The following is a 22,257-nucleotide window of genomic DNA, read 5'->3' on the forward strand; positions in this document are numbered from 1 at the left end:
AACAGCGCCCTCCCATGTGAAGGGCGTTTTGTTTTCTATAATAATCTATAAGACTGAGGTATAATTCGCCCCTTTTGTTAGCAGAGTACACTTTATGAGCGCATTAAAAGCCGAGCGAGGCCTGTTTTCTTACCCTAAATATTGGGCTGAATGCTATGGCACGGCGCCATTTTTACCAACCACTCGTGCAGAAATGGACGCGTTAGGCTGGGATAGCTGTGACGTGATCATTGTAAGTGGTGATGCGTATGTAGATCACCCAAGCTTCGGTATGGCTGTGATTGGGCGTATGCTTGAGTCACAGGGTTTTCGTGTGGGTATTATTGCGCAGCCTGACTGGAACTCAAAAGATGCCTTTATGGCGTTAGGTAAGCCTAACTTATTCTTTGGTGTTACAGCGGGTAATATGGACTCGATGATCAACCGTTATACTGCTGAAAAGCGTATGCGTCATGATGACGCTTATACGCCGGGTAACATAGGCGGTAAACGTCCTGACCGTGCGGTAGTTGTATACAGCCAACGCTGTCGCGAAGCTTATAAAGATGTGCCGTTGATCATTGGTGGTATTGAGGCGAGTTTACGCCGTATTGCTCATTATGATTATTGGCAAGAAAAAGTACGCCGTAGTGTATTGTTTGATGCTAAAGCTGACATTTTAATTTACGGTAACGCTGAGCGCCCACTTGTTGAAGTTGCCCACCGTATTGCTGCGGGTGAGTCGGTTGAGACAATTCAAGATATTCGTGGTACTGCGGTTATTCGTAAAGAACCATTACCGGGTTGGCGTGGTAGTGACTCAACTGCAATAGATAAAATCGGTAAGATTGATCCAATTCCAAACCCGTATGGCGCAGATGATGTGGGTTGTAGTAAATCTGAATTTAAAAAAGCAGGTATTGATTTAAGTGCCGAGGCGGCTAAGCCAATCACGATTCAGCCTGCTCGCCCTAAGCCATGGGAAAAGACCTACGTTAAGCTGCCTGCGTATGAGCAAGTAAGTGTGAATAAACCGCTTTATGCTCACGCCTCGCGTATTTTGCACCAAGAAACAAACCCAGGTTGTGCGCGTGCGTTATTTCAACGCCATGGCGACCGCTCTATTTGGGTAAATCCGCCTGCATTTCCGCTTGAAACTGAAGAAATGGATGGCGTATTTGGTTTGCCATATCAGCGTATTCCGCACCCAAGCTACGGCGATGAAAAAATCCCAGCTTATGAAATGATTAAAACCTCGGTGAACATCATGCGAGGCTGCTTTGGTGGTTGTTCTTTCTGTTCAATAACAGAACATGAAGGACGTATTATTCAAAGCCGTTCTGAGCAATCAATTATTGATGAAATTGAGCAAATTCGTGACAGAGTACCGGGCTTCACTGGGGTTATTTCTGACTTAGGCGGACCGACCGCGAATATGTATAAGTTGCGCTGTAAGAGCAAAAAGGCAGAGAGCACGTGTCGTCGTTTATCATGTGTTTATCCTGATATCTGTAAGCACATGGACACGGATCACACCCCAACGATTGAGCTTTATAAAAAAGCTCGAGATGTAAAAGGTGTGAAGAAAATCTTGATCGCGTCTGGCGTACGTTATGACTTAGCCGTAGAAGACCCTCGCTACGTAAAAGAGTTGGTTACCCATCACGTAGGCGGGTACTTAAAAATTGCCCCTGAGCACACTGAAGATGGTCCATTGTCTAAGATGATGAAGCCGGGCATGGGAGCTTACGATAAGTTTAAAGAGCTATTTGATAAATACTCAAAAGAAGCGGGTAAAAAGCAGTATTTGATCCCGTATTTTATTTCTGCTCACCCAGGAACGAAAGACGAAGACATGGTGAATATGGCGCTATGGTTAAAGGCTCATGACTTTAAGCTTGATCAAGTACAAAACTTTTATCCATCGCCGATGGCCAATGCAACCACAATTTATCACACTGAGATGAACTCTCTGCGCAATATTAAGAACAATACTGAGCAAGTGCCTGTTCCAAAAGGCGCACGCCAGCGTCGCTTACACAAAGCGATTTTACGATACCACGATCCTGCTGGTTGGCCGATGATCCGTGAAGCACTAAGAAAAATGGGCAAAGCGAATTTAATTGGTAAAGGGCCGAATTGTTTGGTTCCTGAAGAAGGTCGAAACGAGAAAACAGCTAAAGGTAAGGGCGGTAAAGGCCGTGCAGCACTGACTCGTCATACCGGTTTTAGCCAGTTTAAAAAGGCCAATACCAAACCTAGAGTAGGTAAAAATAAGCAGCGTGCAAAGTAAAAGATATAAATACGGCCCTTAAAGGGCCGTTTTTATTTATACCAATTCGCTTAATTAAGTATTATTGTGAATTGGTATCAGATTAATAGCCAGGTTGCGGTGCCTAAAAAGGCAAAGATACCGACAATATCCGTCACTGTTGTCAGTACGACACTGCCGGCGAGGGCAGGGTCAATTTTCATTTTCTTAAGAATTAATGGAATGCTTGCACCTGCAATACCAGCGGCAACAAGATTCATAAACATTGCAAAGGCCAGCACTGCGCCGAGTTTAAAGTCCCACTGCCATAGGGCAACCACACCAGCAATTAATATCGACCAAATAATGCCATTCAGTGCGCCAATTGCTAACTCCTTAAGTAATAAGAAGCGTTGGTTGGTTTGGTTGATATGACCAACCGCTATACCACGAATAACCAGAGTTAGGGTTTGGCTACCCGCAACACCCCCCATTGAAGGGACGATACCATTGAGTACCGCTAAAATAGGCAAGATTGCTAAGGTGTTTTCGAAAAAGCTTGCCACAATGGCTGCTAACAATGCGGTTAATAAGTTAACCCCAAGCCAAATAGAGCGACGCTGCGAACTTTTTAGCACTGGCGCAAAGGTATCTTCTTCGTCGTCAAGACCAGCAAGGCTTAGCATGCTGTGTTCAGCATCTTCACGGATTACGTCAACGATATCATCGATGGTAATACGGCCAAGCAAGTGAGCGTTATCATCTACAACAGGAGCTGAAATCCAGTTGTGACGCTCAAATAGCTGCGCCACATCGCTTTCATCCATAGAGATTAGGATTGACTCACAGTCTTCATCCATTAAATCATGAACAACTTTATCAGAAGGACTTGTCAGTAGCGTGGTTAACGAAAGCGCCCCTAAAAAGCAGTTATGTTTATCAACTACATATAAATCATCGGTACCCTCTGGTAACTCACCTCGTAAGCGTAAATAGCGCAGTACAACATCGAGAGTAACGTCAGGACGAATGGTTACCGTATCGCTGTTCATCAGGGCACCGGCTGAGCGCTCTTGATAAGAAAGCGCTTGAGTTGCCCTTTCTCTATCTTGCGAGTCCATCGCGCTAACAACGTCTTGATATACGGTATCAGGAAGACTACGTAAAACCTCACCTAAGTCATCGTCGTCCATATCTTCTGTAGCAGCAGCAATGTGCTCAGGCTCCATCTGGGCAATAATGCCAAGACGTACATCTTCAGAGAGTTCTTCTAGAACATCACCACGGACATCTGGGTCAACCAGCTGCCAAAGCATACGACGAATTTTATGGGGAGAAGACTCAAGTAAAAGGGCTGTATCACAAGGTGCCGTTTTAGCTAACATGCCGCGCACTTGAACAAATTGACCACTATTGAGTGACTTGGTCACTTGTTTGAGTTGTTGTAGTGGGTAATCTTGTTCAAAGGCTTCTGGCATTGGCGTCCTTACAACTGAAAAAAGTTTAAATAGGCTATGCAAATACAGCATAGTTGCTTTGTAGTGTATTTGCAGAGATATCGTCGCACTGCGATAAATTTATTAAGAGTTTTGTAATTTAGAAAAGCGAGCGATATAAAAGTAGGATATTTAAAGGGAATTTTAAATATCCGAAGTAAGTTTACCGTAAACCTTGAAGTCTTAGCAAATGCTATTCTTGCTCGTGAAAGCGTTGCGCAATTAATTCGCCGATTGCCGTTAATGCAGCGTCAGCGTCAGGACCTTCGCATACAACACGAACCTCTTTTCCTTGACTACTTTCAAGGAGCATTAACGCTAACACGCTGTCGCCTTCAGCTTCTTTCTCATCTTGAAAAAGTGTAATTTTGGCATCAAATTGCAGTGCTAGTTGCGCTAAAACAGTCGCAGCGCGAGCATGTAAGCCAAGTTTGTTTTGAATTAAAAAGGTATCTTCAGCGTGCATTGTTGGTGCCTAGTTAGATATCTTGTTCGCGGTGGCGAATTTTTACATTCGCATGAGTTTTAGAAAAGCTTTCACCAATTGTTTGCGCTAAGTAAACAGAACGGTGTTGGCCTCCTGTACAACCAATTGCAATGGTTAGGTAACTGCGGTTATTGCGCTCTAGATGTGGCAACCAAGTCTGTACAAAGGTTTGAATCTGCCAAGTGAACTTTTGCACTATGCTGTGGCTAGCTAAATAATCCCTGACAGGCTGATCGAGGCCGGTTAGTGGCTTTAAATCAGGCTCCCAGTGTGGGTTCGGTAAAAAGCGTGCATCAAAAACGTAGTCAGCTTCTTTTGGAATTCCATGCTTAAAACCAAACGACATGAACGTAATAATCAGTTTTTTATCTTTCTTACCTAAAATCTTTTCACGAATTGATTCTGCTAACTGATGAACACTCAAATCAGTGGTATCAATCATAAAGTCAGCGCGGGTGATCAGCACATCAAGCAGGGTTTTTTCTTGTTTAATGGCAAGATCAAGCGGTAAAGAATCAATCGATAATGGATGCAAACGGCGAGTTTCAGAAAAACGCTTAATTAGGGTTTGATCATCACTATCTAGGTAGAATAGTGTTGGGTTTGCAAAACCTGGCAGGTACTCAAGAATATCATTAAACTCTTGCTGCTCTTTCGGTAAGTTACGTACGTCGATACTGACGGCAATTTTGTCATAATTATCAGAAACACTTCGCACAAGCGAAGGCAGTAGGTTGACAGGAATATTATCAACACAGTAGTAGCCTAAGTCTTCAAGAACTCGTAAAGCGACCGATTTCCCCGAGCCTGAGCGACCGCTGATAATTATTAATTCCATTTATGCCTCTGATGCAATTACTTGAAATAGTTGCTGATCGCTTGTAGCACTTCGCAACTGTTTACAAAAATCTTTATCTTTAAGTCTATCAGCAATTGTTGACAAGGTCTTCAAGTGCAACTGGCAATCGCCATCTGGTACGATGAGTGCCACAAAAATATCAACGGGACGATTGTCTATCGCATCAAAATTGATGGGAGATTCACTGACAATAATAAATGCATGAGGTTCATCAGCACCACTCATTCGACCGTGGGGAATAGCTATTCCTCGGCCGATACCTGTACTACCTAACTTTTCCCTGTTCAGAAAAGCATCTAGGATATCTTGTTGAGATAAATGAGGAAACTGCTGGTGAGCTAACTCGCTAATATACTCAAGAATTCTTTTTTTGCTATTAAAAAGGACCGCAGCTTTGCTGCAGTCCTGATTAGTAAGTGAACTAAGTTTCATAATTTAATGTCGAGCTAATTTCTCTTTATGCTTAATGACTTGGCGATCAAGTTTATCGATCAATGAGTCAATTGCTGCGTACATATCTTGATGTTCTGTAGAAGCGAACAACTCGCCTCCGTTTACATGTAAAGTTGCTTCTGCTTTTTGGCTTAATTTTTCTACATCTAAAATGACATGAACATTATTAATATGATCAAAATGCCTTTCTAGTTTTGCGAACTTAGTGTTTACATAGTCTCTTAATGAATCAGTGACTTCTACGTGACGACCAGTTAAATTTAGTTGCATAAGCATTTTCCTTCTATGTAAAACGTCTAAATCAGACTTTTACGCTGATTAGACGGAGGTATTGCTAGAGACTCACGATATTTTGCAATTGTACGTCTAGCTACTTTAATTCCTTGCTCAGCCAATATATCTGCAATTTTGCTATCACTCAATGGTTTAACCGAGTTTTCTGCAGCAACTAACTTCTTGATTAAAGCGCGAATTGCTGTAGAAGAACACTCACCACCATTTTCGGTGCTGACATGGCTTGAGAAGAAATATTTCAACTCAAAAATTCCCCTTGGGGTATGCATATATTTTTGTGTTGTAACCCGAGAAATCGTCGATTCATGCATTTCGACCATTTCAGCGACATCGTTTAGCACCATTGGCTTCATTGCTTCTGGGCCATGTTCAAAGAAAGCTTGCTGTTGTTGCACGATACAGTTGGTCACTTTTAGTAAAGTATCGTTACGGCTTTCTAAGCTCTTAATAAACCACTTTGCTTCTTGTAAGTGAGAACGAATAAATTGGCTGTCGCTACTTGATTTAACAGAGCGAGACATCGCTGCATATTGGCTATTCACTCTAATTTTTGGCATACAATCTGGGTTTAACTCGACTACCCAGCGGCCTTTCACTTTTTTCACTGATACATCGGGTATGACGTACTCAGATTCTTCGCGTACTATGCTATCCGCAGGCTTAGGATTTAAGCTGTGAATGAGCGTCATCACTTCTTTAAGCTCGTTTTCTTTAAGCTTAGTCTTTTTCATTAAAGTGCGATAGTCGCGACTTGCTAATAATTCGATATGCTCAGATAAAACCATTTTAGTTTCAGCTAAATATGGCGTATTGGCATCGAATTGACGAAGTTGTATACACAGGCACTCTTGTAAACTTCGCGCGCCGATACCAACTGGATCGAATAACTGTATTCTTTTTAAGACAGCTTCAACTTCATCGAGTTCGATTTCTTCTTCATCATTATTTTGATTAAAGCTTTCGACAATATCTTCGCAGCTAACCGTTAAAATACCTGAGTCATCGATAGCTTCAACGATGGCAACGGCAATCGCTTCATCGGTAGGACTAAATGGTGTGAGCTGTAGTTGCCACATTAAATATTCTTGCAGTGTTTCTGTTGAAGCACCTTGGTAAATAGACTCGTCTTCAGGCATTGGCCCAGACGATGTTGATGGGGCGGCACTCATGTACTCATCCCACGTAACATCCATAGCTAAGTCATCGCTAACCGTATCCTTACTCAGAGCATCACTGCTTTCTTGCTCGAATTCGCTAGGTGCTTCGTCGGCAGACGCGCTGACTTGTACATCGTCAGACTCCGCTTTTTGCTCATTCTTACCGATGCTTTCTTCGTTGTAATCCGCTTCTTCCACTTCAAGCAGAGGATTACTATCAAGCGCTTCTTGAATTTCTTGCTGGAGATCCAATGTACTGAGCTGCAACAAGCGAATGGCTTGTTGCAGTTGTGGAGTCATTGTAAGTTGCTGGCCCATGCGCAGCTGTAATGATTGCCTCATGTATCCCTAACAATCCTTTTTAAGTTATCGGTAACGGTGAGGACACTGTTATCGATTTATTGTCATTGTATAAGTCTAGCAGATGCTCTAGTCGGTGGCGTAATGGTTACAGCCTGAATTGCTCGCCTAGATAAACATCACGTACAGTTTGGTCAGCTAATACGTGCTCAGGTGTCCCTGATGCAATTAGCTCCCCATGAGAAACAATGTAGGCTTTTTCACAAACATCAAGGGTTTCTCGAACATTATGGTCAGTAATAAGTACACCAATACCACGATTTTTTAGGTGCTCAATAATTTTCTTTATATCTAACACCGAAATAGGATCAACACCAGCAAAAGGCTCATCTAAAAGGATAAATTTAGGATTAGCGGCTAATGCACGTGCAATTTCAACGCGGCGTCGTTCACCACCTGACAGTGCCATACCTTGGCTATCGCGAATATGTTGAATGCTAAATTCATCTAATAAGTTGTTAAGCGTCTCTTCGCGCGTTGTTTTGTTAAGATCTTTGCGGGTCTCTAATATGGCCATCAAGTTTTGGTAAACTGTTAATTTTCGAAAAATAGACGACTCTTGTGGTAGATAACCAATACCTAAGCGCGCACGGCTGTGCATTGGCAAAAGCGTGATATCGTTATCATCGATGCTTATTTTTCCTTTGTCGCTTGGTACGAGCCCTACAATCATATAGAAGGTCGTTGTTTTACCTGCACCATTTGGCCCTAACAAGCCAACAATACTGCCCGCTTCAACTTCAAGACCGACATTTTTAACCACTTGGCGGCCTTTGTAGCTTTTAGCTAAAAGCTCTGCTTTTAATGTGCTCATGGTTGGCCTTTATCGTCTTTTTTATTTTCTACAGGCACTAAAATAGTGTGTACACGATCTGTTGAGTTTTCGTCTTTTTCTGCGCTGATCAGCTGTTGAGCCATATCATAGGTAATGCTTTTTGCCGTTACTTTTTGACCCGCTTGAGTGACTTCAGCTTCGCCATTGAGTGTTAAGAAGCGTTTCGCAACATCATAACGAACTTCTTCGGCGCTGGCGCTCATCACGGTGCCATCAGCTTGCTTTTCTTCGAAGTAAGCTGGTTTGCCTGTAGCGATAATTAATTCGACTGTACCTTCGGTGTCACCGCCATGTGCCTCAAGTCGCTCTGCTGTAATGCGACGATCACCATGCACGATCTCTACGTTACCTTCGAATATGCCAACGCCATCTTTTAGTTTACCGACTTGGCGATCTGAGCTAATGCTAATTTGAGCGCCTGTTTGCTCGGCAGCTGCGCCCGAAAAGGCAATCAATAAGCTTGGGATCAGGAGTAATTTCTTCAGTTTATTGGTCATAGTATATGGTTCGTGTATGGTTAGTTAACTCAACAATTTCGGCTTTTAAATCGGCTTTTAAGCCTTTACCGGTAATTTTTAAATTCGGTCCTGTTAGTGTTACAGGTTGCTTTGAAAACATCGTCATTTTATCAATGTCGACATTAATATTTTCTGCTTTTATATCTTCGATCATACCGTTATGGGTTAAGTTTTTAGCAACTACATCCCCTTCAAAAATCAGCTGATCATTTTCGTATAAAGTAGCTTCTTTGGCTCTTACTTGCCAAACTTGCTGATCGCTATAAATAGTAAAAATAGGTTGTTCAAAAAAGGTAAACCCTAATTGTTGATACAACTCCATTTTTGCAGCTGCCACTTTATGACTAATTTTACCTTGCTCGTCATAAGCTGTTTGCTTTAGAGCAACGGCAGTGTAATCAGGCGTTGCGATGATCTCGTCTTCACTAGTTATTGTATCAGTTGACTGGTTAAAGTACGGGTACCATAACCACACCATGCAACAGACAAAAACAATACTCAGTAAAATACGGGCTATATTCATGCGCTGGTTCCATCGCTAGTTAACGGCTTGCCGTTTTCTAACATCAGTAAATCAGTTAATTCACGCACAGCTCCAAAGCCACCCGGTAATAATGTGGTGTAATGAGCCAGCTTCTTGATAAGCGGGTGTGCATCGTTTACTGCGACAGCAAAGCCAACTTTTTCCATAACTGGTAAGTCTGGACCATCATCACCAATATAGGCAATCTGTTTATCTGTCAGCCCCAGTTTATCCTTTAACTCTTGATAAGCAATCAGCTTATCTTCTTGTCCCTGATAAATGTGCTGAACTGTTAGGCTAGTCATTCGCTGCTGAACTATTTGTGAATGGCGGCCAGTAATCACTGCCACTTCAAAGCCACTATTAATGAGTGCTTTAATACCAAAACCATCTTTAGTATTGAATGCTTTAAGCTCTTCGCCATTATTACCCAAATAAATTCGACCATCAGAAAAAACACCATCAATATCACAGATTAATAGTTTTATTTTTTGAGCACGCTGACTCACATCAGGGCTCAGGGGCTGGTATAGTTCGGCGAATGTCATTGCTTAGAGAACTCCTGCTTTTAATAAGTCTTGCATATTTAGGGCACCAATTGGTGTGTTGCTTTGATCCACCACAATTAAACCATTAATACGTTTATGCTCCATAATATTTAAAGCTTCAGCCGCAAGCATGTCAGGGCGAGCCGTTGTGCATGAACGGGTCATCACTTGGCTAATTGCCGTGTTATGGATATCGATGCGCTGTTCTAAAATACGGCGTAAGTCACCATCAGTGAATAACCCGGCTAACTTTTCATCTGCACCAATCACTGCGGTCATACCAAGGCCCTTGGCTGACATTTCAATCAATGCATCTTTGATGCTTTGGGTTTCGCTAACGATTGGCGTTGCGTCGCCTGCGTGCATCACATCATCTAATGTAAGTAATAAACGTTTACCTAAGCTGCCACCAGGGTGCGAAAGTGCAAAATCGTCGGCAGTAAAACCTCGGGTTTCTAGTAGCGCAACCGCCATTGCATCGCCCATAACCAAGGTTGCAGTGGTGCTTGCCGTTGGGGCAAGGCCTAACGGACACGCTTCTTGGCTAACTTTGATGCACACATGAACATCAGACAGTTTTGCCATTGTTGAGTCTGGGTTGCCTGTTAATGAAATCATTTTTGCGCCAATGCGCTTAATAACAGGGATAATACTGAGTACTTCGCTGGTCTCACCTGAATTTGAAATACACATCACCACATCGTCGCGGGTGATCATTCCTAAATCACCGTGGCTAGCTTCGCCAGGATGAACAAAAAATGCCGGAGTGCCAGTACTTGCAAGGGTTGCAGCAATTTTATTACCTACATGGCCAGACTTGCCCATACCAATCACAATAATACGACCTGTACATTGGAACATTAATTGGCAAGCATTATCGAAATCTTGATTTATATATTGCTCAATTTCTTGTAAAGCTTGTGCTTCAATTTCGAGTACGCGCTTACCCTGCGCGATAAAGCTAGGTTGTGTCATTAATTATCCTACTTGGCTGAAAATATAGCCCTGATATGCAATAAATGCGACTAACAGTAAGCCACCTTCTACTCTATTGATACGACGAGCACCTTTAAAGTTCAATGACATGGCAATCAATACAACGGTTGCTGCAATCATGATAAGTGCATCGCGGTTTGCCGCAGAAGGGTCAATAATTGATGGGTTGATAATACCCGCAAGTGGTAATACGGCGAGTAAATTGAAAATGTTTGAGCCAACGATATTACCAAGCGCTAAATCGTCTTCGTTTTTTAATACCCCTGCAATACAGGCTGCCAGCTCTGGTAAGCTGGTGCCAATAGCAATTATGGTTAAGCCTATTACAAGGTCTGATAGACCAAAATATTTTGCGATATCAACGGCTGATTCAACTAAAAAGTGTGAACTGACTGGTAATAAAATCATGCCGATGATTAACCAAAATATGGCTGATTTGGTACTGACATCGTTCGGAACGTCTTCACACGCCTCGCTGACAAATGGGTCATCTTGGTTTTTAGCACGCAGAGACACAATAACTAAGCCACCAATGAACACCGCAAAGGCAATCATCAATGCAATGCCTTCAGCGAACGAAAAATAGTTATCAGAGAACACATACCAAGCGGCTACAGAGATTAATAGCACCAGCGGCATTTCGCGTTTAAGTGTCATTGAAGATACTGAAAGGGGGCGCAGTAAAGCTGTGACACCAAGTACAAGTAAGATGTTAGTAATGTTAGAGCCGACCGCATTTCCTACCGCAGTATCTGTTTTATCAGCAAGTGCTGCCGATGCAGATACCATCATTTCAGGCGCAGATGAGCCCATAGCAACAACAGTTAAACCAATGATTAGGGTGGGGATCCCCATATTTTTTGCCAGTGCAGCCGCCCCATAAACAAACCGATCAGCACTCCAGACGAGTGCAGCAAAGCCAATAATTAAAATGACAAAAGAAGTCACCATTGTGATACGCCAACATTACTTATACAGATGACTGCAAATAGTAACAAAAGCGAACCTGAAAGTATAAGTAAAAGAATGGGCTGGCAAGCATAAAGCGTGCTTGGTAAGGAAACTAAATTTCAGGTGTCGTTAAGCTCTTTACAGCTAGCTTTAGAATTTATTGATAGAAAATATTACAAAATTTTACGATTTGTTTTTTCCATCTTGACTAAAAAACCCTTAAAATGGCAAAACTAGTGAAAAACGTTATGGAGAGCGACTTGTCGCAATCAATAGTAGAAATCAAGGATGTAACCTTTTCACGGGGCGATAGAATCATATATAAAAATATGAGTTTTAACATTCCGAAAGGCAAGATTACCGCTATCATGGGACCGAGCGGCATTGGTAAAACCACCATGTTACGCTTAATTGGCGGTCAGCTGAAGCCTGACTCTGGTGACATTTTATTTGAAGGCAAAAGCATTCCTAGCATGACTCGCAAGGAACTTTACGCCGCCCGTACCAAAATGAGCATGCTGTTTCAAAGCGGCGCTTTATTTACCGATATGTCAGTGTTTGACAATATCGCCTTTCCTTTGCGCGAACATACTCAGCTTAGCGAAGATTTAATCCGCCTTGTTGTTTTAATGAAATTACAAGCTGTTGGTCTGCGTGGTGCACAAGATTTAATGCCGTCTGAGCTTTCGGGTGGTATGGCTCGTCGTGCTGCTTTAGCGCGTTCAATTGCCCTTGATCCAGAACTTATCATGTATGATGAGCCTTTTGCTGGTCAAGATCCTATTTCCATGGGTGTGCTTGTTAAACTTATTAAGTCACTGAATGAGGTGTTAGGTTTATCATCACTGATCGTAACTCATGATGTAACAGAAGTTATGAGTATTGCCGACCACGTGATCATCATTGCTGATCAAGGAGTGATAGGCGAAGGGTCACCTGAGCAAATGCAAAACCATGAATCTGAGCTTGTGCAACAGTTCTTAAATGGTTTATCGGATGGCCCTGTGCCATTCCATTTCCCAGCTCCTGCGTATGATGATGAATTACTAGGAGTGCATAATGCTTGATCTATTCCAGAAGTTAGGTCACAAAACGCTAGGGCGCTTTGCCGCGCTTGGTCGTTCTACTCAAATGCTGTTTGGTGCACTCGTTAATGTGCCAAACTTTAAAAAAGGCACACCTTTACTTGTTCGCCAATTATATATGGTGGGCTCGCAATCTCTTTTGATCATCATGGTGTCAGGCCTATTTATCGGTATGGTGCTCGCTCTGCAAGGTTACACCGTATTAGTAGGCTATGGTGCTGAAGATAGCTTAGGACCCTTAGTGGCATTGAGCTTATTACGTGAGTTAGGCCCTGTAGTAACAGCATTACTGTTTGCTGGTCGCGCGGGTAGTGCGCTTACTGCTGAAATTGGGTTAATGAAAGCGACTGAACAATTATCAAGTTTAGAAATGATGGCGATCGATCCACTTAAACGCATTATTGCACCGCGTTTTTGGGCTGGTTTTATCAGTATGCCATTGCTTGCACTAATATTTTCTGCGGTTGCTATTATTGGCGCTCATTTAGTGGGTGTTGATTGGCTTGGTGTTGACTCAGGAAGCTTCTGGTCAATCATGCAAGCGCAAGTGTCGTTTCAACAAGATATTGTGAACGGCATGATTAAGAGTTTTGTATTCGCCATGATTGTGACTTGGATTGCACTTTACAAAGGCTATGACTGTGTTCCTACATCTGAGGGGATCAGTAAGGCCACAACAGAAACCGTTGTGCACTCGTCATTGGCAGTATTAGGTTTTGACTTTATTTTAACAGCGGTAATGTTTACCAGCTAATTAGGGTATTAAGATGAATTCACGGAAATTAGAAATATTAGTTGGCTTTTTTGTAGCCCTTGGTATCGCTGCATTTGCATTATTAGCATTTAAAGTTGCGAATGCTGGCATTAGTGGGAGTGGTGAAACTTACCAACTTAACGCAAAGTTTGAGAATATTGGTTCTTTAAAAGCAAGAGCGCCTATCAAAGTAGGTGGTGTGGTTGTTGGTCGAGTTGAATCTATTTTTATCCATCCAAAAGAGTTTGTGCCGGTGGTTAATATGGCGATTGATGCTAATTACTTATGTAAGTTTTCAGACACCACATCAATCTCCATTTTAACGTCAGGTATTTTAGGTGAACAGTATTTAGGTATTAACCCTGTTATTGCCCCAGAATCTGCTGAGCAGCGTTGTATGGGCAATGAAGTGACAGTTAATGAACAAGATGCTGGCTTAGATGAGCTGTTTGGTGTTGAAAGTAAGGCTCTTGCCAATGGTGACTACATTACCGACACAAAATCAGCATTAGTTTTAGAAGAATTGATAGGTCAGTTCTTATTCAACCAAGGAAGTGAATAATTATGTTTAAGAAGTTTTTAGTATGTTTGGGCATGCTGTTGACGTTAAATGTCAATGCAGCTGATGCAAATATTGATTTAAAAGATCCTTATAAAATGGTGCGTAAAGTATCTGATCATACGTTTGCGCGTATTTCTAAAGATCAGCCTCTAATTGCGAAAGATAAAGAGCATTTACGCGTTATCGTTGAAGAAGAGCTGATGCCTTACATAGACTACAAATATGCTGCACTGCGCGTATTAGGTAATCATGTATCAAAGGTGCGCGCTATCGAAGATAAAGAAGAAAAAGCGAAAGCAATTAAAGAGTTGCAGCGCTTTATTGATGTATTTCAAAAATATTTAATCGCCACTTACGCTGGCGTGTTTACACAGTACACTAATCAAAGCGTTGAGTTCGCACCTGCGCAGCCTTTCAAAGGGCAAGATGTCGTAGTAGTGAAAACAAAAATTGTTGAGCCGGGTAAGCCAGATATTAAAATCGATTTTAAGGTACGCGAGGATCGTGATGGTGATTGGCGAGCCTATGACATGATTGCGGAAGGTATTAGCTTATTAGATGCTAAACAAAGTGAATTACAAGGTATTTTACGCCAACAAGGTATAGAATATGTGAGTGATTTATTGGAGCAGAAGAGCCAGTTGCCAGTTCAGTTCAGAGGTGAAGGTGGCAATGAGTAAAGTCGAGATTACTCAACTTGAAGAGAACCAGTTTCGAGTCAGTGGCGAACTGACTCGAAATTCAATTGGTCGTGAACGGCTTCTGAACGTTAAGCCAGATACTAAGCATAAAACATGGTATTTTGACCTTTCTGGGCTTTCTAGGGTTGACACGGCGGGCTTAGCTTGGTTAATTCACTCTTTCGCAGAATTAAAGCAGCAAGGCATTCACCTTGAACTGCAAAATAGCCCTGAGCAATTGCAAAACTTAATGCAGTTGGGTCAGGTCACAAACTTATTTGAGTGAGATTTATGGAAACGAGCCAAGTCGAAACGTTATTACGCGACGAATTAAAACTAGATGAAGTGATTGTTAAAGCAAATGGTAGCCACTACGAAGTGATTGCTGTTGGTGAGTGTTTTGATGGTTTATCTCGCGTGAAGAAGCAACAGTTGGTTTATGCTCCGTTAATGTCAACAATCTCAGACGGTACAATCCACGCTGTATCTATCAAAGCGTTCACACCGACTGAATGGAAACGCGAACAAAAATTTATTTTACCTCAATAGTCGCAGGGCCTCCTAATGGATCAATTTGTTATTCAAGGTGGCACCTCGCTGGCAGGTGAAGTCACTATTTCTGGCGCTAAAAATGCCGCTCTTCCAATTCTTTTTGCTGCGCTTTTAGGGCAGGGCAAAAGTACCTTTAGTAATGTTCCTCGTTTACGCGATATCGGCACCACAGAAGCCTTGTTAAAAACGCTGGGTGCAAATGTCGAATGGCAGCAAGACAAACTAATCATTGATGGTGCGACGGTTGATAAAACGCTTGCACCGTACGAGCTGGTAAAGCAAATGCGTGCCTCTGTGCTTGCATTAGGCCCTTTAGTTGCCCGTTTTGGCCAAGCGCAAGTATCACTGCCAGGTGGTTGTGCGATTGGTGCCCGCCCAGTTGATATCCATATTCAAGGCCTCGAGCGCATGGGCGCTATCATCAAGGTTGAAAATGGTTATATCAACGCTAAGGTTGATGGTCGCTTAAAAGGTGCTGAAATCTTTATGGAGATGGTCAGTGTTGGCGCAACAGAAAACTTACTAATGGCAGCAACGCTGGCTGATGGTAAAACTGTACTTGAAAATGCCGCTCGCGAACCTGAAATTACCGATCTTGCTAATTGCTTAATTGCGATGGGTGCGAAGATCAGCGGTGCAGGCACTAGCCGTATCGAAATTGAAGGGGTTGAGTCACTATCGGGTTGTGAGTACAGCATTCTTCCTGATCGCATTGAAACAGGTACCTTCTTGGTTGCGGCGGCAATGGCTGGCGGTGAAGTGCTTTGTAAAAATACAGACCACCATAGTCTTGATCCTGTGATTGAAAAACTACGCGCTACCAATGCCTTGGTTGAAGTCACTGATAACAGCATTTATCTTGATATGCGTGGCCGCGAATTAAAAGCAGTTAATATTAAGACTATGCCACACCCGGGTTTCCCTACCGATATGCAAGCGCAGTTTACAGCTTTAAATGTGGTAGCGAAAGGCAGTGCAACCATCACAGAAACGATTTTTGAAAACCGTTTTATGCACGTACCAGAGTTACAGCGTATGGGCGCAAACATTCGCTTAGAAGGTAATACGGCAATTTGTGGGGATACAGAAAGCCTATCAGGCGCGCAAGTGATGGCAACTGATTTACGTGCTTCAGCGAGCCTTATTTTGACAGGGATCGTTGCTCAAGGTGAGACTATTGTTGACCGCATCTATCACGTAGACCGTGGTTATCAACGCATTGAAGATAAGCTGAGTGCGCTAGGTGCTAATATCAAGCGCCATTCAAGCTAATCGCTAAGACTTCCAAAAAAGGCCTAACACTTGTTAGGCCTTTTTTGTATCTGTATTACCTAAGTAACTACTGCTCGTCTTCGAGTTCTGCAACAGTCACCATTATTTTTAAGATTTTGCCATTGCGATATACTTCAAACTCAAGTTCTTTTCCTGGCTCTGTATTGGCCAGTTTCTCGAGCACTTGTTGTGGGTTTGCTACTGCAATACCGCCAATTTTAACTACAATATCTGTTTCTCTAATACCTGCTTTCCAGGCTGGGCCAAATGGATCAAGTTGAGAAATACGCATACCTGCAACAGGCGTAAAGTTATCGCTAACATCTTTACCTGTACTATCAATGCCGGTGCCACTAAAGCCTAAATAGCCACGTACGACACGGCCATGCTTTATTAGTTTATCCATCACATCTTTGGCAATCGAGTAAGGCACCGCAAAGAAAATACCCTGAATATCGAGATTTTCATGAGTTTTAAATTGTGCCGAGGTAATACCGACTAAGTCACCTCTTGAATTGACTAACGCGCCACCTGAGTTGCCCACGTTAATCGCAGCATCCATCTGTAATAGGCTGCTGTAAGGGCTATCGATTAAGTTTTGTTTACCCGTCGCACTGATAATACCTTGGGTAATGGTTTGACCTAAGTTAAGCGGGTTACCTATCGCTAAAACAACATCACCTACACGTGGTTTAAATTTATCGTTCACTGGAATTTTTGGTAAATGCTCAGCGCTGATCTTTAACAGTGCTAAATCTGTTTGAGTATCAAAACCAATCACTTGTACATCATAAAAACGACGGCCATCAGCGAGCGTAACAATAATGAGGTCGGCATTTTTGATTACATGGTAGTTAGTCAAGATATAGCCGTCTTGGGTCATGATCACACCAGAGCCAAGAGCTTGAACGGTGTTTTGACGTTTATAGCGCGGTTGATTGGAAATGCTTTCTGAAAAAATAGTAACAACCGACGGCGCTGCTTTTTGTACTGCATCAGCAAAGCTCATATGTTCAGAGGATATCGCTGCAGGTAAATTCATATCTGGTAACAGTGTGCTACGAAGGCTTGGGCTAAATAAAACCACTAAAAAGGCAATGCCTAAACCAGTGAAAAGCGGTGGAAGGATAAATTTTAAAAGTTTCAGCACAGTATTCTTATTATCAGTGAGCAATCCCTTAATGATGGCACAAAAAAAATAACAGCGGCAAGCACCGCTGTTATTTTTTCATGATTTATCAACTAGGTTTACTGAATAAGTACGAAAATAAGCTCTCTACCTCGTTTAACACCTAGTACGATGTTACCTTTGGTATTTTCGATGATCTTATTCATGTCGCGGATTGTTTCAACGCGTTGACGGTTCACTTGCATGATCACATCACCTTCTTCAAGGCCGACACGAGCAGCTGGAGAACGCGCTTGTACGCCGGTTACTTCAACACCCTTACCATCACTCTTCTGGGTATTTTCTAATGTCGCTCCTTGGAAAGCTGGGTGCGTTTCTTCGCCAGCAGCAGTCGTTGCTGATGCACCATCTAATGTGACATTAACGGTTTTGATTTTGCCATCTCGGTAAATGCCCAGTTTTACTTTTTTGCCTTCGCCAAGGGTAGCAATTTTACTGCGTAATTCATGGAAACCACTAATTTCAGTACCATCAACGCTAATGATTACATCACCCGCTTTGATACCCGCTTTACTTGCTGCTGTATCATCCATTACTTGCATAACGTAAGCGCCTTGTTTTACGTCTAGCTGTTGTGCTTTAGCGAGGCCTGCATCAAGTGGTCGACCTGAAATACCCAGCGAGCCACGACGCACTTCACCGTGCTCGATGATCTGGTCAACAAGGTTTTTCATCATGGTAGATGGAATGGCAAAACCAATCCCCACATTACCACCTGATGCACCTAAGATAGCAGTGTTGATACCAATCAGTTCACCATTAAGGTTCACTAACGCGCCGCCTGAGTTGCCTTGGTTGATAGCTGCATCGGTTTGAATAAAGTCTTCATAGCCCTCTATATTTAAACCGCTACGGCCAAGGGCACTGACGATACCTGATGTTACTGTGTGACTTAGACCAAATGGATTACCAATGGCAACTGCGAAGTCTCCTACACGTAACTGATCTGAATCGGCAATTTTAAGCTCTGTTAAGTCTTCAGCATCAATTTGCAGCAAGGCAATATCTGACTCTTTATCACTACCAATTTTGGTCGCGTCATATTCGCGGCCATCTTCTAAGGTCACCACCATTTTTTCGGCATCTTCGATAACATGGTTATTAGTAACCACGTATCCTTCGTCTGCATCAATGATCACACCTGAGCCTAGGCCACTAAATTCACGCTTTTGACTGCCACCACGAGGAACACCAAAAAAGTCATCAAATGGAGTCGCACGGCGGCGAACTTCTTTGGAGCCTGATACTTGAATGCTCACCACGCCCGGTGTGATTTGCTCAAGCATAGGTGCGAGGGTTGGCAATTGTTGACCATTTACAGCAACAGGAAGTTTTGCCATTGAAATTGCAGGGCTTAATAATAAGCTAGAAGATAAAATAGCAGCACTGATAACAGATAATTTCATTTTCATAGTCTGGGTTTACTCCACTTCAGAGATAAAGCAAAAACTAAAAAGGGCTGCATAAGCAGCCCTTTTCTTGGTTTAGATATAAAGCTGTTATATCTAATGACTATGGGGTCAAAAAAAAGTTCATCAAGAGGCTTTAGAATGTTCTGAAACTTTCTCTGAGCCAGTGAACAAGCCCGTTTCACCAACAACATAGTCAGCAGGCTGAGCTTCAGCACTTGAACGATCGCCTCTGCGGTCTTGTAATGAGTTTTGTAATTGCTCAGTTGTTTCTTTAGAAAAGAACGGCTCATTTGGGTGCTGTTTTTTATCAGCAAGTAGCAGTTTATTTGTATCTTCTACATGGTTCAGTAGCTGGTCGTAGTTATCTTTCATTTTAGATACTAGCTTACCTGTGCTCGCTAGATGATCAGCTACATCTTGACGATATTGTTCAAGTGCATTGTTAGCTTGCTCGACTTGTTGTTCTAGTTCGTCTTGCTTAAATTGTTTTTTGGTTACAAAAGCACCAATGAAGAATGCTGAAATTGCAACGATGATTAGAATACCTATCCAGGTAATTGTGCCCATAAATCTACCCCTTTGGGAAAAAATAACAAAAACAAATGCTTTAAAAGCATTTATAGTCCAATCATTATTAAAATATGCTTAATTTGATTGTGAAATCATACTGCGGGCTAATATACCCTGAGATACGATGCGTGTTAATATACTGTGCAAATTTAACTGTGTTTTATTGTAACGACCTATGACTCCTTGGCAGAAATACCAACAAGATTTACAACGTGAAGACTTTGTACATGATGCAGCGCAAGAAAATGCAGTGCGCCATTTGCAAAGACTCTATGATGACCTAACGGCAGACAAACCGGCCGCGAAGGGGTGGTTTGCCAAACTATTCTCTAAAGATAGCACGCCAAGTATAAAAGGGCTGTATTTTTGGGGCGGAGTAGGTAGAGGTAAGACCTATTTAGTTGATACGTTCTACGAAGCTTTACCTACTGATCGTAAGATGCGTGTGCACTTTCACCGTTTTATGCATCGCGTGCATGATGAGCTGAAAAAGTTAAAAAATACCAGTAATCCATTAAATGTGGTTGCAGATATCTTTAAATCAGAAACAGATATTATCTGTTTTGATGAATTCTTTGTGCAAGATATCACTGATGCAATGCTGCTAGGTGGTTTGATGGAAGCCTTATTTGAGCGCGGCATTGTGCTGGTAGCTACGTCAAACATCGTGCCTGATGAGCTGTATCGAAACGGTTTGCAACGTGCACGTTTCTTACCAGCAATTGAGTTGGTAAAAGCCAACACCGAAATTGTTAATGTAGACTCGGGGGTTGATTATCGCTTACGTACCCTTGAGCAAGCCGAAATTTTCCATAGTCCGCTTGATAAGCAAGCTGATGATAATTTATTTGAATACTTCGATAAGTTGTCACCTGAGCCGGGTGTGCTCGATAAAGAAATTGAAATTGAAGGGCGGATGATCAAAACCCGTAAAGTGTCTGACTGTATTGCTATGTTTGAGTTTAGTGAACTATGCGAAACAGCCCGCAGCCAAGTTGATTACATGGAAATAAGCCGACTTTATAACACGGTGATTTTGTCGAACGTAAAAGCTCTTGGGCAAGCCAATGATGATGCCGCACGTCGTTTTATCGCGTTAGTGGATGAATTCTACGAGCGTCATGTTACGCTGATTATCTCTGCTGAAAAGCCAATAACCGAGCTATATAGCGAAGGTAACTTAAATTTTGAATTTAAGCGCTGTATTAGCCGACTACAAGAAATGCAATCGTTAGAATACTTAGCAAAAGAGCATTTAGCGTAGTAGAGCTGTCAGCTTTCAGCCGAACGGTGTTGAATGTAAGGCGCGCCAAGCAAGCGTGACGCCTACGATTGATGTAGGCGTGAAATTTATTTCGCGCGCACTTAGCTGATAGCCGATTTTCTCGAATAAAAAACAACCATCATATAGCAATGTGGTTCAAGTGCTGGTATACTCCCGCGTCTGCCACGTTGCGTTCTATTGCCAGATATTAGTTTAGCCTCTAATTGATGGCTCAAAGTCTTAAACTCGAAGGGGTTAAAGCATTCAACTTAGAGCGGTAATTAATAATAATTACCTGTGGTTTTAATTAAAAAACATTGGATTTTAATAAATGAAAACGTTTGTTGCTAAGCCAGAAACAGTAAAACGTGACTGGTACGTAGTTGACGCTGAAGGTAAAACTTTAGGTCGCATCGCTACTGAAATCGCTCGTCGCCTACGCGGTAAGCATAAAGCTGAATACACTCCTCACGTAGATACTGGTGATTACATCATCGTTATCAACGCTGAGAAAGTTACTGTTACTGGTAATAAAGCAAAAGACAAAATGTACCACGCACACACTGGTTTCCCAGGTGGTCTTAAGTCTACTACTTTCGACAAGCTTCAAGCTGCAAAGCCTGAAATGATCATCGAAAAAGCTGTTAAAGGCATGTTGCCACGTGGTCCTTTAGGCCGCGCAATGTACCGTAAACTTAAAGTTTACTCAGGTACTGAGCACAACCATGCTGCACAACAGCCTCAGGTTCTAGACATTTAAGGAGCACTATCATGGCAAATCAATACTACGGTACAGGTCGTCGTAAAAGTTCAAGTGCTCGCGTATTCTTACGCCCAGGCACTGGTAACATCGTAATCAACAAGCGCTCTCTAGAAGAGTACTTCGGTCGTGAGACTGCTCGCATGGTTGTTCGTCAAGCACTAGAGCACGTAGAAATGACTGAAAAGTTTGACCTACACATCACTGTTTCAGGTGGTGGTACAACTGGTCAAGCTGGTGCTATCCGTCACGGTATCACTCGTGCACTTATGGAGTTTGACGAGTCTCTACGTCCTACACTTCGTAAAGCAGGTTTCGTTACACGTGATGCACGTAAAGTTGAGCGTAAGAAAGTGGGTCTTAAGAAAGCACGTAAGCGTCCACAATTCTCAAAACGTTAATATTTACGTTTATCAGAATACCAAAAACCCAGCTTCGGCTGGGTTTTTT

The 22,257-nt window shown here is 42.4% G+C and carries 26 protein-coding genes; 11 read left to right on the forward strand and 15 right to left on the reverse strand.

Annotated elements, in window-relative coordinates; genetic code table 11:
• Positions 1-94 precede the first annotated feature (94 nt).
• Positions 95-2,272 (forward strand): YgiQ family radical SAM protein, encoded by a 2,178-nt coding sequence (locus AOG27_RS16745; RefSeq protein ID WP_054554153.1) that lies wholly within the window; start codon positions 95-97, stop codon positions 2,270-2,272.
• A gap of 77 nt (positions 2,273-2,349) precedes the next feature.
• Here the strand turns inward: AOG27_RS16745 and mgtE are convergent, their stop codons facing one another.
• The 12 genes from mgtE to AOG27_RS16805 form a co-directional block, all read right to left on the reverse strand.
• Entirely contained in the window at positions 2,350-3,708 is a 1,359-nt protein-coding gene (gene mgtE / locus AOG27_RS16750; protein ID WP_054554154.1) for a magnesium transporter, read from the reverse strand.
• Positions 3,709-3,919: 211 nt separating this feature from the next.
• Positions 3,920-4,192 (reverse strand): HPr family phosphocarrier protein, encoded by a 273-nt coding sequence (locus AOG27_RS16755; protein WP_054554155.1) that lies wholly within the window; start codon positions 4,190-4,192, stop codon positions 3,920-3,922.
• Positions 4,193-4,205: 13 nt separating this feature from the next.
• Entirely contained in the window at positions 4,206-5,051 is an 846-nt protein-coding gene (gene rapZ, locus AOG27_RS16760; protein ID WP_054554156.1) for an RNase adapter RapZ, read from the reverse strand.
• Positions 5,052-5,504, reverse strand: coding sequence for a PTS IIA-like nitrogen regulatory protein PtsN (gene ptsN / locus AOG27_RS16765; protein ID WP_054554157.1), 453 nt, complete (start codon positions 5,502-5,504; stop codon positions 5,052-5,054).
• Positions 5,505-5,507: 3 nt separating this feature from the next.
• Positions 5,508-5,795, reverse strand: coding sequence for a ribosome hibernation promoting factor (gene hpf, locus AOG27_RS16770; protein ID WP_054554158.1), 288 nt, complete (start codon positions 5,793-5,795; stop codon positions 5,508-5,510).
• A gap of 26 nt (positions 5,796-5,821) precedes the next feature.
• The gene (locus AOG27_RS16775) at positions 5,822-7,318 is read right to left on the reverse strand and encodes an RNA polymerase factor sigma-54 (protein WP_054554159.1); all 1,497 of its coding nucleotides are present in this window, start codon (positions 7,316-7,318) and stop codon (positions 5,822-5,824) included.
• A gap of 106 nt (positions 7,319-7,424) precedes the next feature.
• Positions 7,425-8,150 carry an LPS export ABC transporter ATP-binding protein gene (gene lptB / locus AOG27_RS16780; protein ID WP_054554160.1) on the reverse strand — a complete coding sequence of 242 codons (726 nt, stop codon included), beginning with the start codon at positions 8,148-8,150 and terminating at the stop codon, positions 7,425-7,427.
• A complete protein-coding gene (gene lptA, locus AOG27_RS16785; RefSeq protein WP_054554161.1) occupies positions 8,147-8,668 on the reverse strand; it encodes a lipopolysaccharide transport periplasmic protein LptA in 522 nt (173 codons plus the stop codon). The genes lptB and lptA overlap by 4 nt, the downstream gene beginning before the upstream one ends.
• A complete protein-coding gene (lptC, locus tag AOG27_RS16790; RefSeq protein WP_054554162.1) occupies positions 8,658-9,212 on the reverse strand; it encodes an LPS export ABC transporter periplasmic protein LptC in 555 nt (184 codons plus the stop codon). Before lptC ends, lptA begins: the two co-directional genes overlap by 11 nt.
• Positions 9,209-9,760, reverse strand: coding sequence for a 3-deoxy-manno-octulosonate-8-phosphatase KdsC (gene kdsC, locus AOG27_RS16795; RefSeq protein WP_054554163.1), 552 nt, complete (start codon positions 9,758-9,760; stop codon positions 9,209-9,211). The genes lptC and kdsC overlap by 4 nt, the downstream gene beginning before the upstream one ends.
• A 3-nt stretch (positions 9,761-9,763) precedes the next feature.
• The gene (locus AOG27_RS16800; RefSeq protein ID WP_054554164.1) at positions 9,764-10,735 is read right to left on the reverse strand and encodes a KpsF/GutQ family sugar-phosphate isomerase; all 972 of its coding nucleotides are present in this window, start codon (positions 10,733-10,735) and stop codon (positions 9,764-9,766) included.
• Between the two features lie 3 nt (positions 10,736-10,738).
• Positions 10,739-11,707 (reverse strand): calcium/sodium antiporter, encoded by a 969-nt coding sequence (locus AOG27_RS16805; RefSeq protein WP_054554165.1) that lies wholly within the window; start codon positions 11,705-11,707, stop codon positions 10,739-10,741.
• Positions 11,708-11,955: 248 nt separating this feature from the next.
• Here AOG27_RS16805 and AOG27_RS16810 point away from each other — a divergent pair, with 248 nt between their 5' ends.
• Genes AOG27_RS16810 through murA form a run of 7 tightly spaced genes read left to right on the forward strand, consistent with a single transcriptional unit; the run spans position 11,956 to position 16,612 of the window.
• The gene (locus tag AOG27_RS16810) at positions 11,956-12,774 is read left to right on the forward strand and encodes an ATP-binding cassette domain-containing protein (RefSeq protein WP_082389312.1); all 819 of its coding nucleotides are present in this window, start codon (positions 11,956-11,958) and stop codon (positions 12,772-12,774) included.
• Positions 12,767-13,546 carry a lipid asymmetry maintenance ABC transporter permease subunit MlaE gene (mlaE, locus tag AOG27_RS16815; protein ID WP_054554167.1) on the forward strand — a complete coding sequence of 260 codons (780 nt, stop codon included), beginning with the start codon at positions 12,767-12,769 and terminating at the stop codon, positions 13,544-13,546. The genes AOG27_RS16810 and mlaE overlap by 8 nt, the downstream gene beginning before the upstream one ends.
• Positions 13,547-13,559: 13 nt before the next feature.
• On the forward strand, positions 13,560-14,108 hold the full coding sequence (gene mlaD, locus AOG27_RS16820; RefSeq protein ID WP_054554168.1) for an outer membrane lipid asymmetry maintenance protein MlaD: 549 nt from the start codon (positions 13,560-13,562) through the stop codon (positions 14,106-14,108).
• A 32-nt stretch (positions 14,109-14,140) separates the two neighbouring features.
• Positions 14,141-14,788 (forward strand): MlaC/ttg2D family ABC transporter substrate-binding protein, encoded by a 648-nt coding sequence (locus tag AOG27_RS16825; RefSeq protein WP_371352324.1) that lies wholly within the window; start codon positions 14,141-14,143, stop codon positions 14,786-14,788.
• Positions 14,781-15,074 (forward strand): STAS domain-containing protein, encoded by a 294-nt coding sequence (locus AOG27_RS16830; RefSeq protein WP_054554170.1) that lies wholly within the window; start codon positions 14,781-14,783, stop codon positions 15,072-15,074. The genes AOG27_RS16825 and AOG27_RS16830 overlap by 8 nt, the downstream gene beginning before the upstream one ends.
• Positions 15,075-15,079: 5 nt before the next feature.
• Positions 15,080-15,337 (forward strand): BolA family protein, encoded by a 258-nt coding sequence (locus tag AOG27_RS16835; protein ID WP_054554171.1) that lies wholly within the window; start codon positions 15,080-15,082, stop codon positions 15,335-15,337.
• Between the two features lie 15 nt (positions 15,338-15,352).
• Complete coding sequence (gene murA, locus AOG27_RS16840) at positions 15,353-16,612, forward strand: UDP-N-acetylglucosamine 1-carboxyvinyltransferase (RefSeq protein ID WP_054554172.1); 1,260 nt, start codon at positions 15,353-15,355, stop codon at positions 16,610-16,612.
• Between the two features lie 67 nt (positions 16,613-16,679).
• Here the strand turns inward: murA and AOG27_RS16845 are convergent, their stop codons facing one another.
• From AOG27_RS16845 to AOG27_RS16855, 3 genes are all read right to left on the reverse strand, one after another.
• A complete protein-coding gene (locus AOG27_RS16845) occupies positions 16,680-17,762 on the reverse strand; it encodes a trypsin-like peptidase domain-containing protein (protein WP_054554173.1) in 1,083 nt (360 codons plus the stop codon).
• A gap of 98 nt (positions 17,763-17,860) precedes the next feature.
• Positions 17,861-19,213 carry a Do family serine endopeptidase gene (locus tag AOG27_RS16850; protein WP_054554174.1) on the reverse strand — a complete coding sequence of 451 codons (1,353 nt, stop codon included), beginning with the start codon at positions 19,211-19,213 and terminating at the stop codon, positions 17,861-17,863.
• Between the two features lie 123 nt (positions 19,214-19,336).
• Complete coding sequence (locus tag AOG27_RS16855; protein ID WP_054554175.1) at positions 19,337-19,780, reverse strand: YhcB family protein; 444 nt, start codon at positions 19,778-19,780, stop codon at positions 19,337-19,339.
• Between the two features lie 178 nt (positions 19,781-19,958).
• On the opposite strand from AOG27_RS16855, the gene zapE reads away from it, so the two are divergent.
• The 3 genes from zapE (at position 19,959) to rpsI (ending at position 22,208) form a co-directional block, all read left to right on the forward strand.
• On the forward strand, positions 19,959-21,047 hold the full coding sequence (gene zapE / locus AOG27_RS16860) for a cell division protein ZapE (protein WP_054554176.1): 1,089 nt from the start codon (positions 19,959-19,961) through the stop codon (positions 21,045-21,047).
• A gap of 331 nt (positions 21,048-21,378) precedes the next feature.
• Positions 21,379-21,807, forward strand: a complete 429-nt coding sequence (rplM, locus tag AOG27_RS16865) for a 50S ribosomal protein L13 (protein WP_054554177.1) — start codon at positions 21,379-21,381, stop codon at positions 21,805-21,807.
• An 8-nt stretch (positions 21,808-21,815) separates the two neighbouring features.
• Positions 21,816-22,208 (forward strand): 30S ribosomal protein S9, encoded by a 393-nt coding sequence (rpsI, locus tag AOG27_RS16870; protein WP_095209788.1) that lies wholly within the window; start codon positions 21,816-21,818, stop codon positions 22,206-22,208.
• Positions 22,209-22,257: the final 49 nt, after the last annotated feature.

This window comes from Pseudoalteromonas lipolytica (assembly GCF_001306915.1).
Classification (GTDB): Bacteria; Pseudomonadota; Gammaproteobacteria; order Enterobacterales; family Alteromonadaceae; genus Pseudoalteromonas; species Pseudoalteromonas simplex.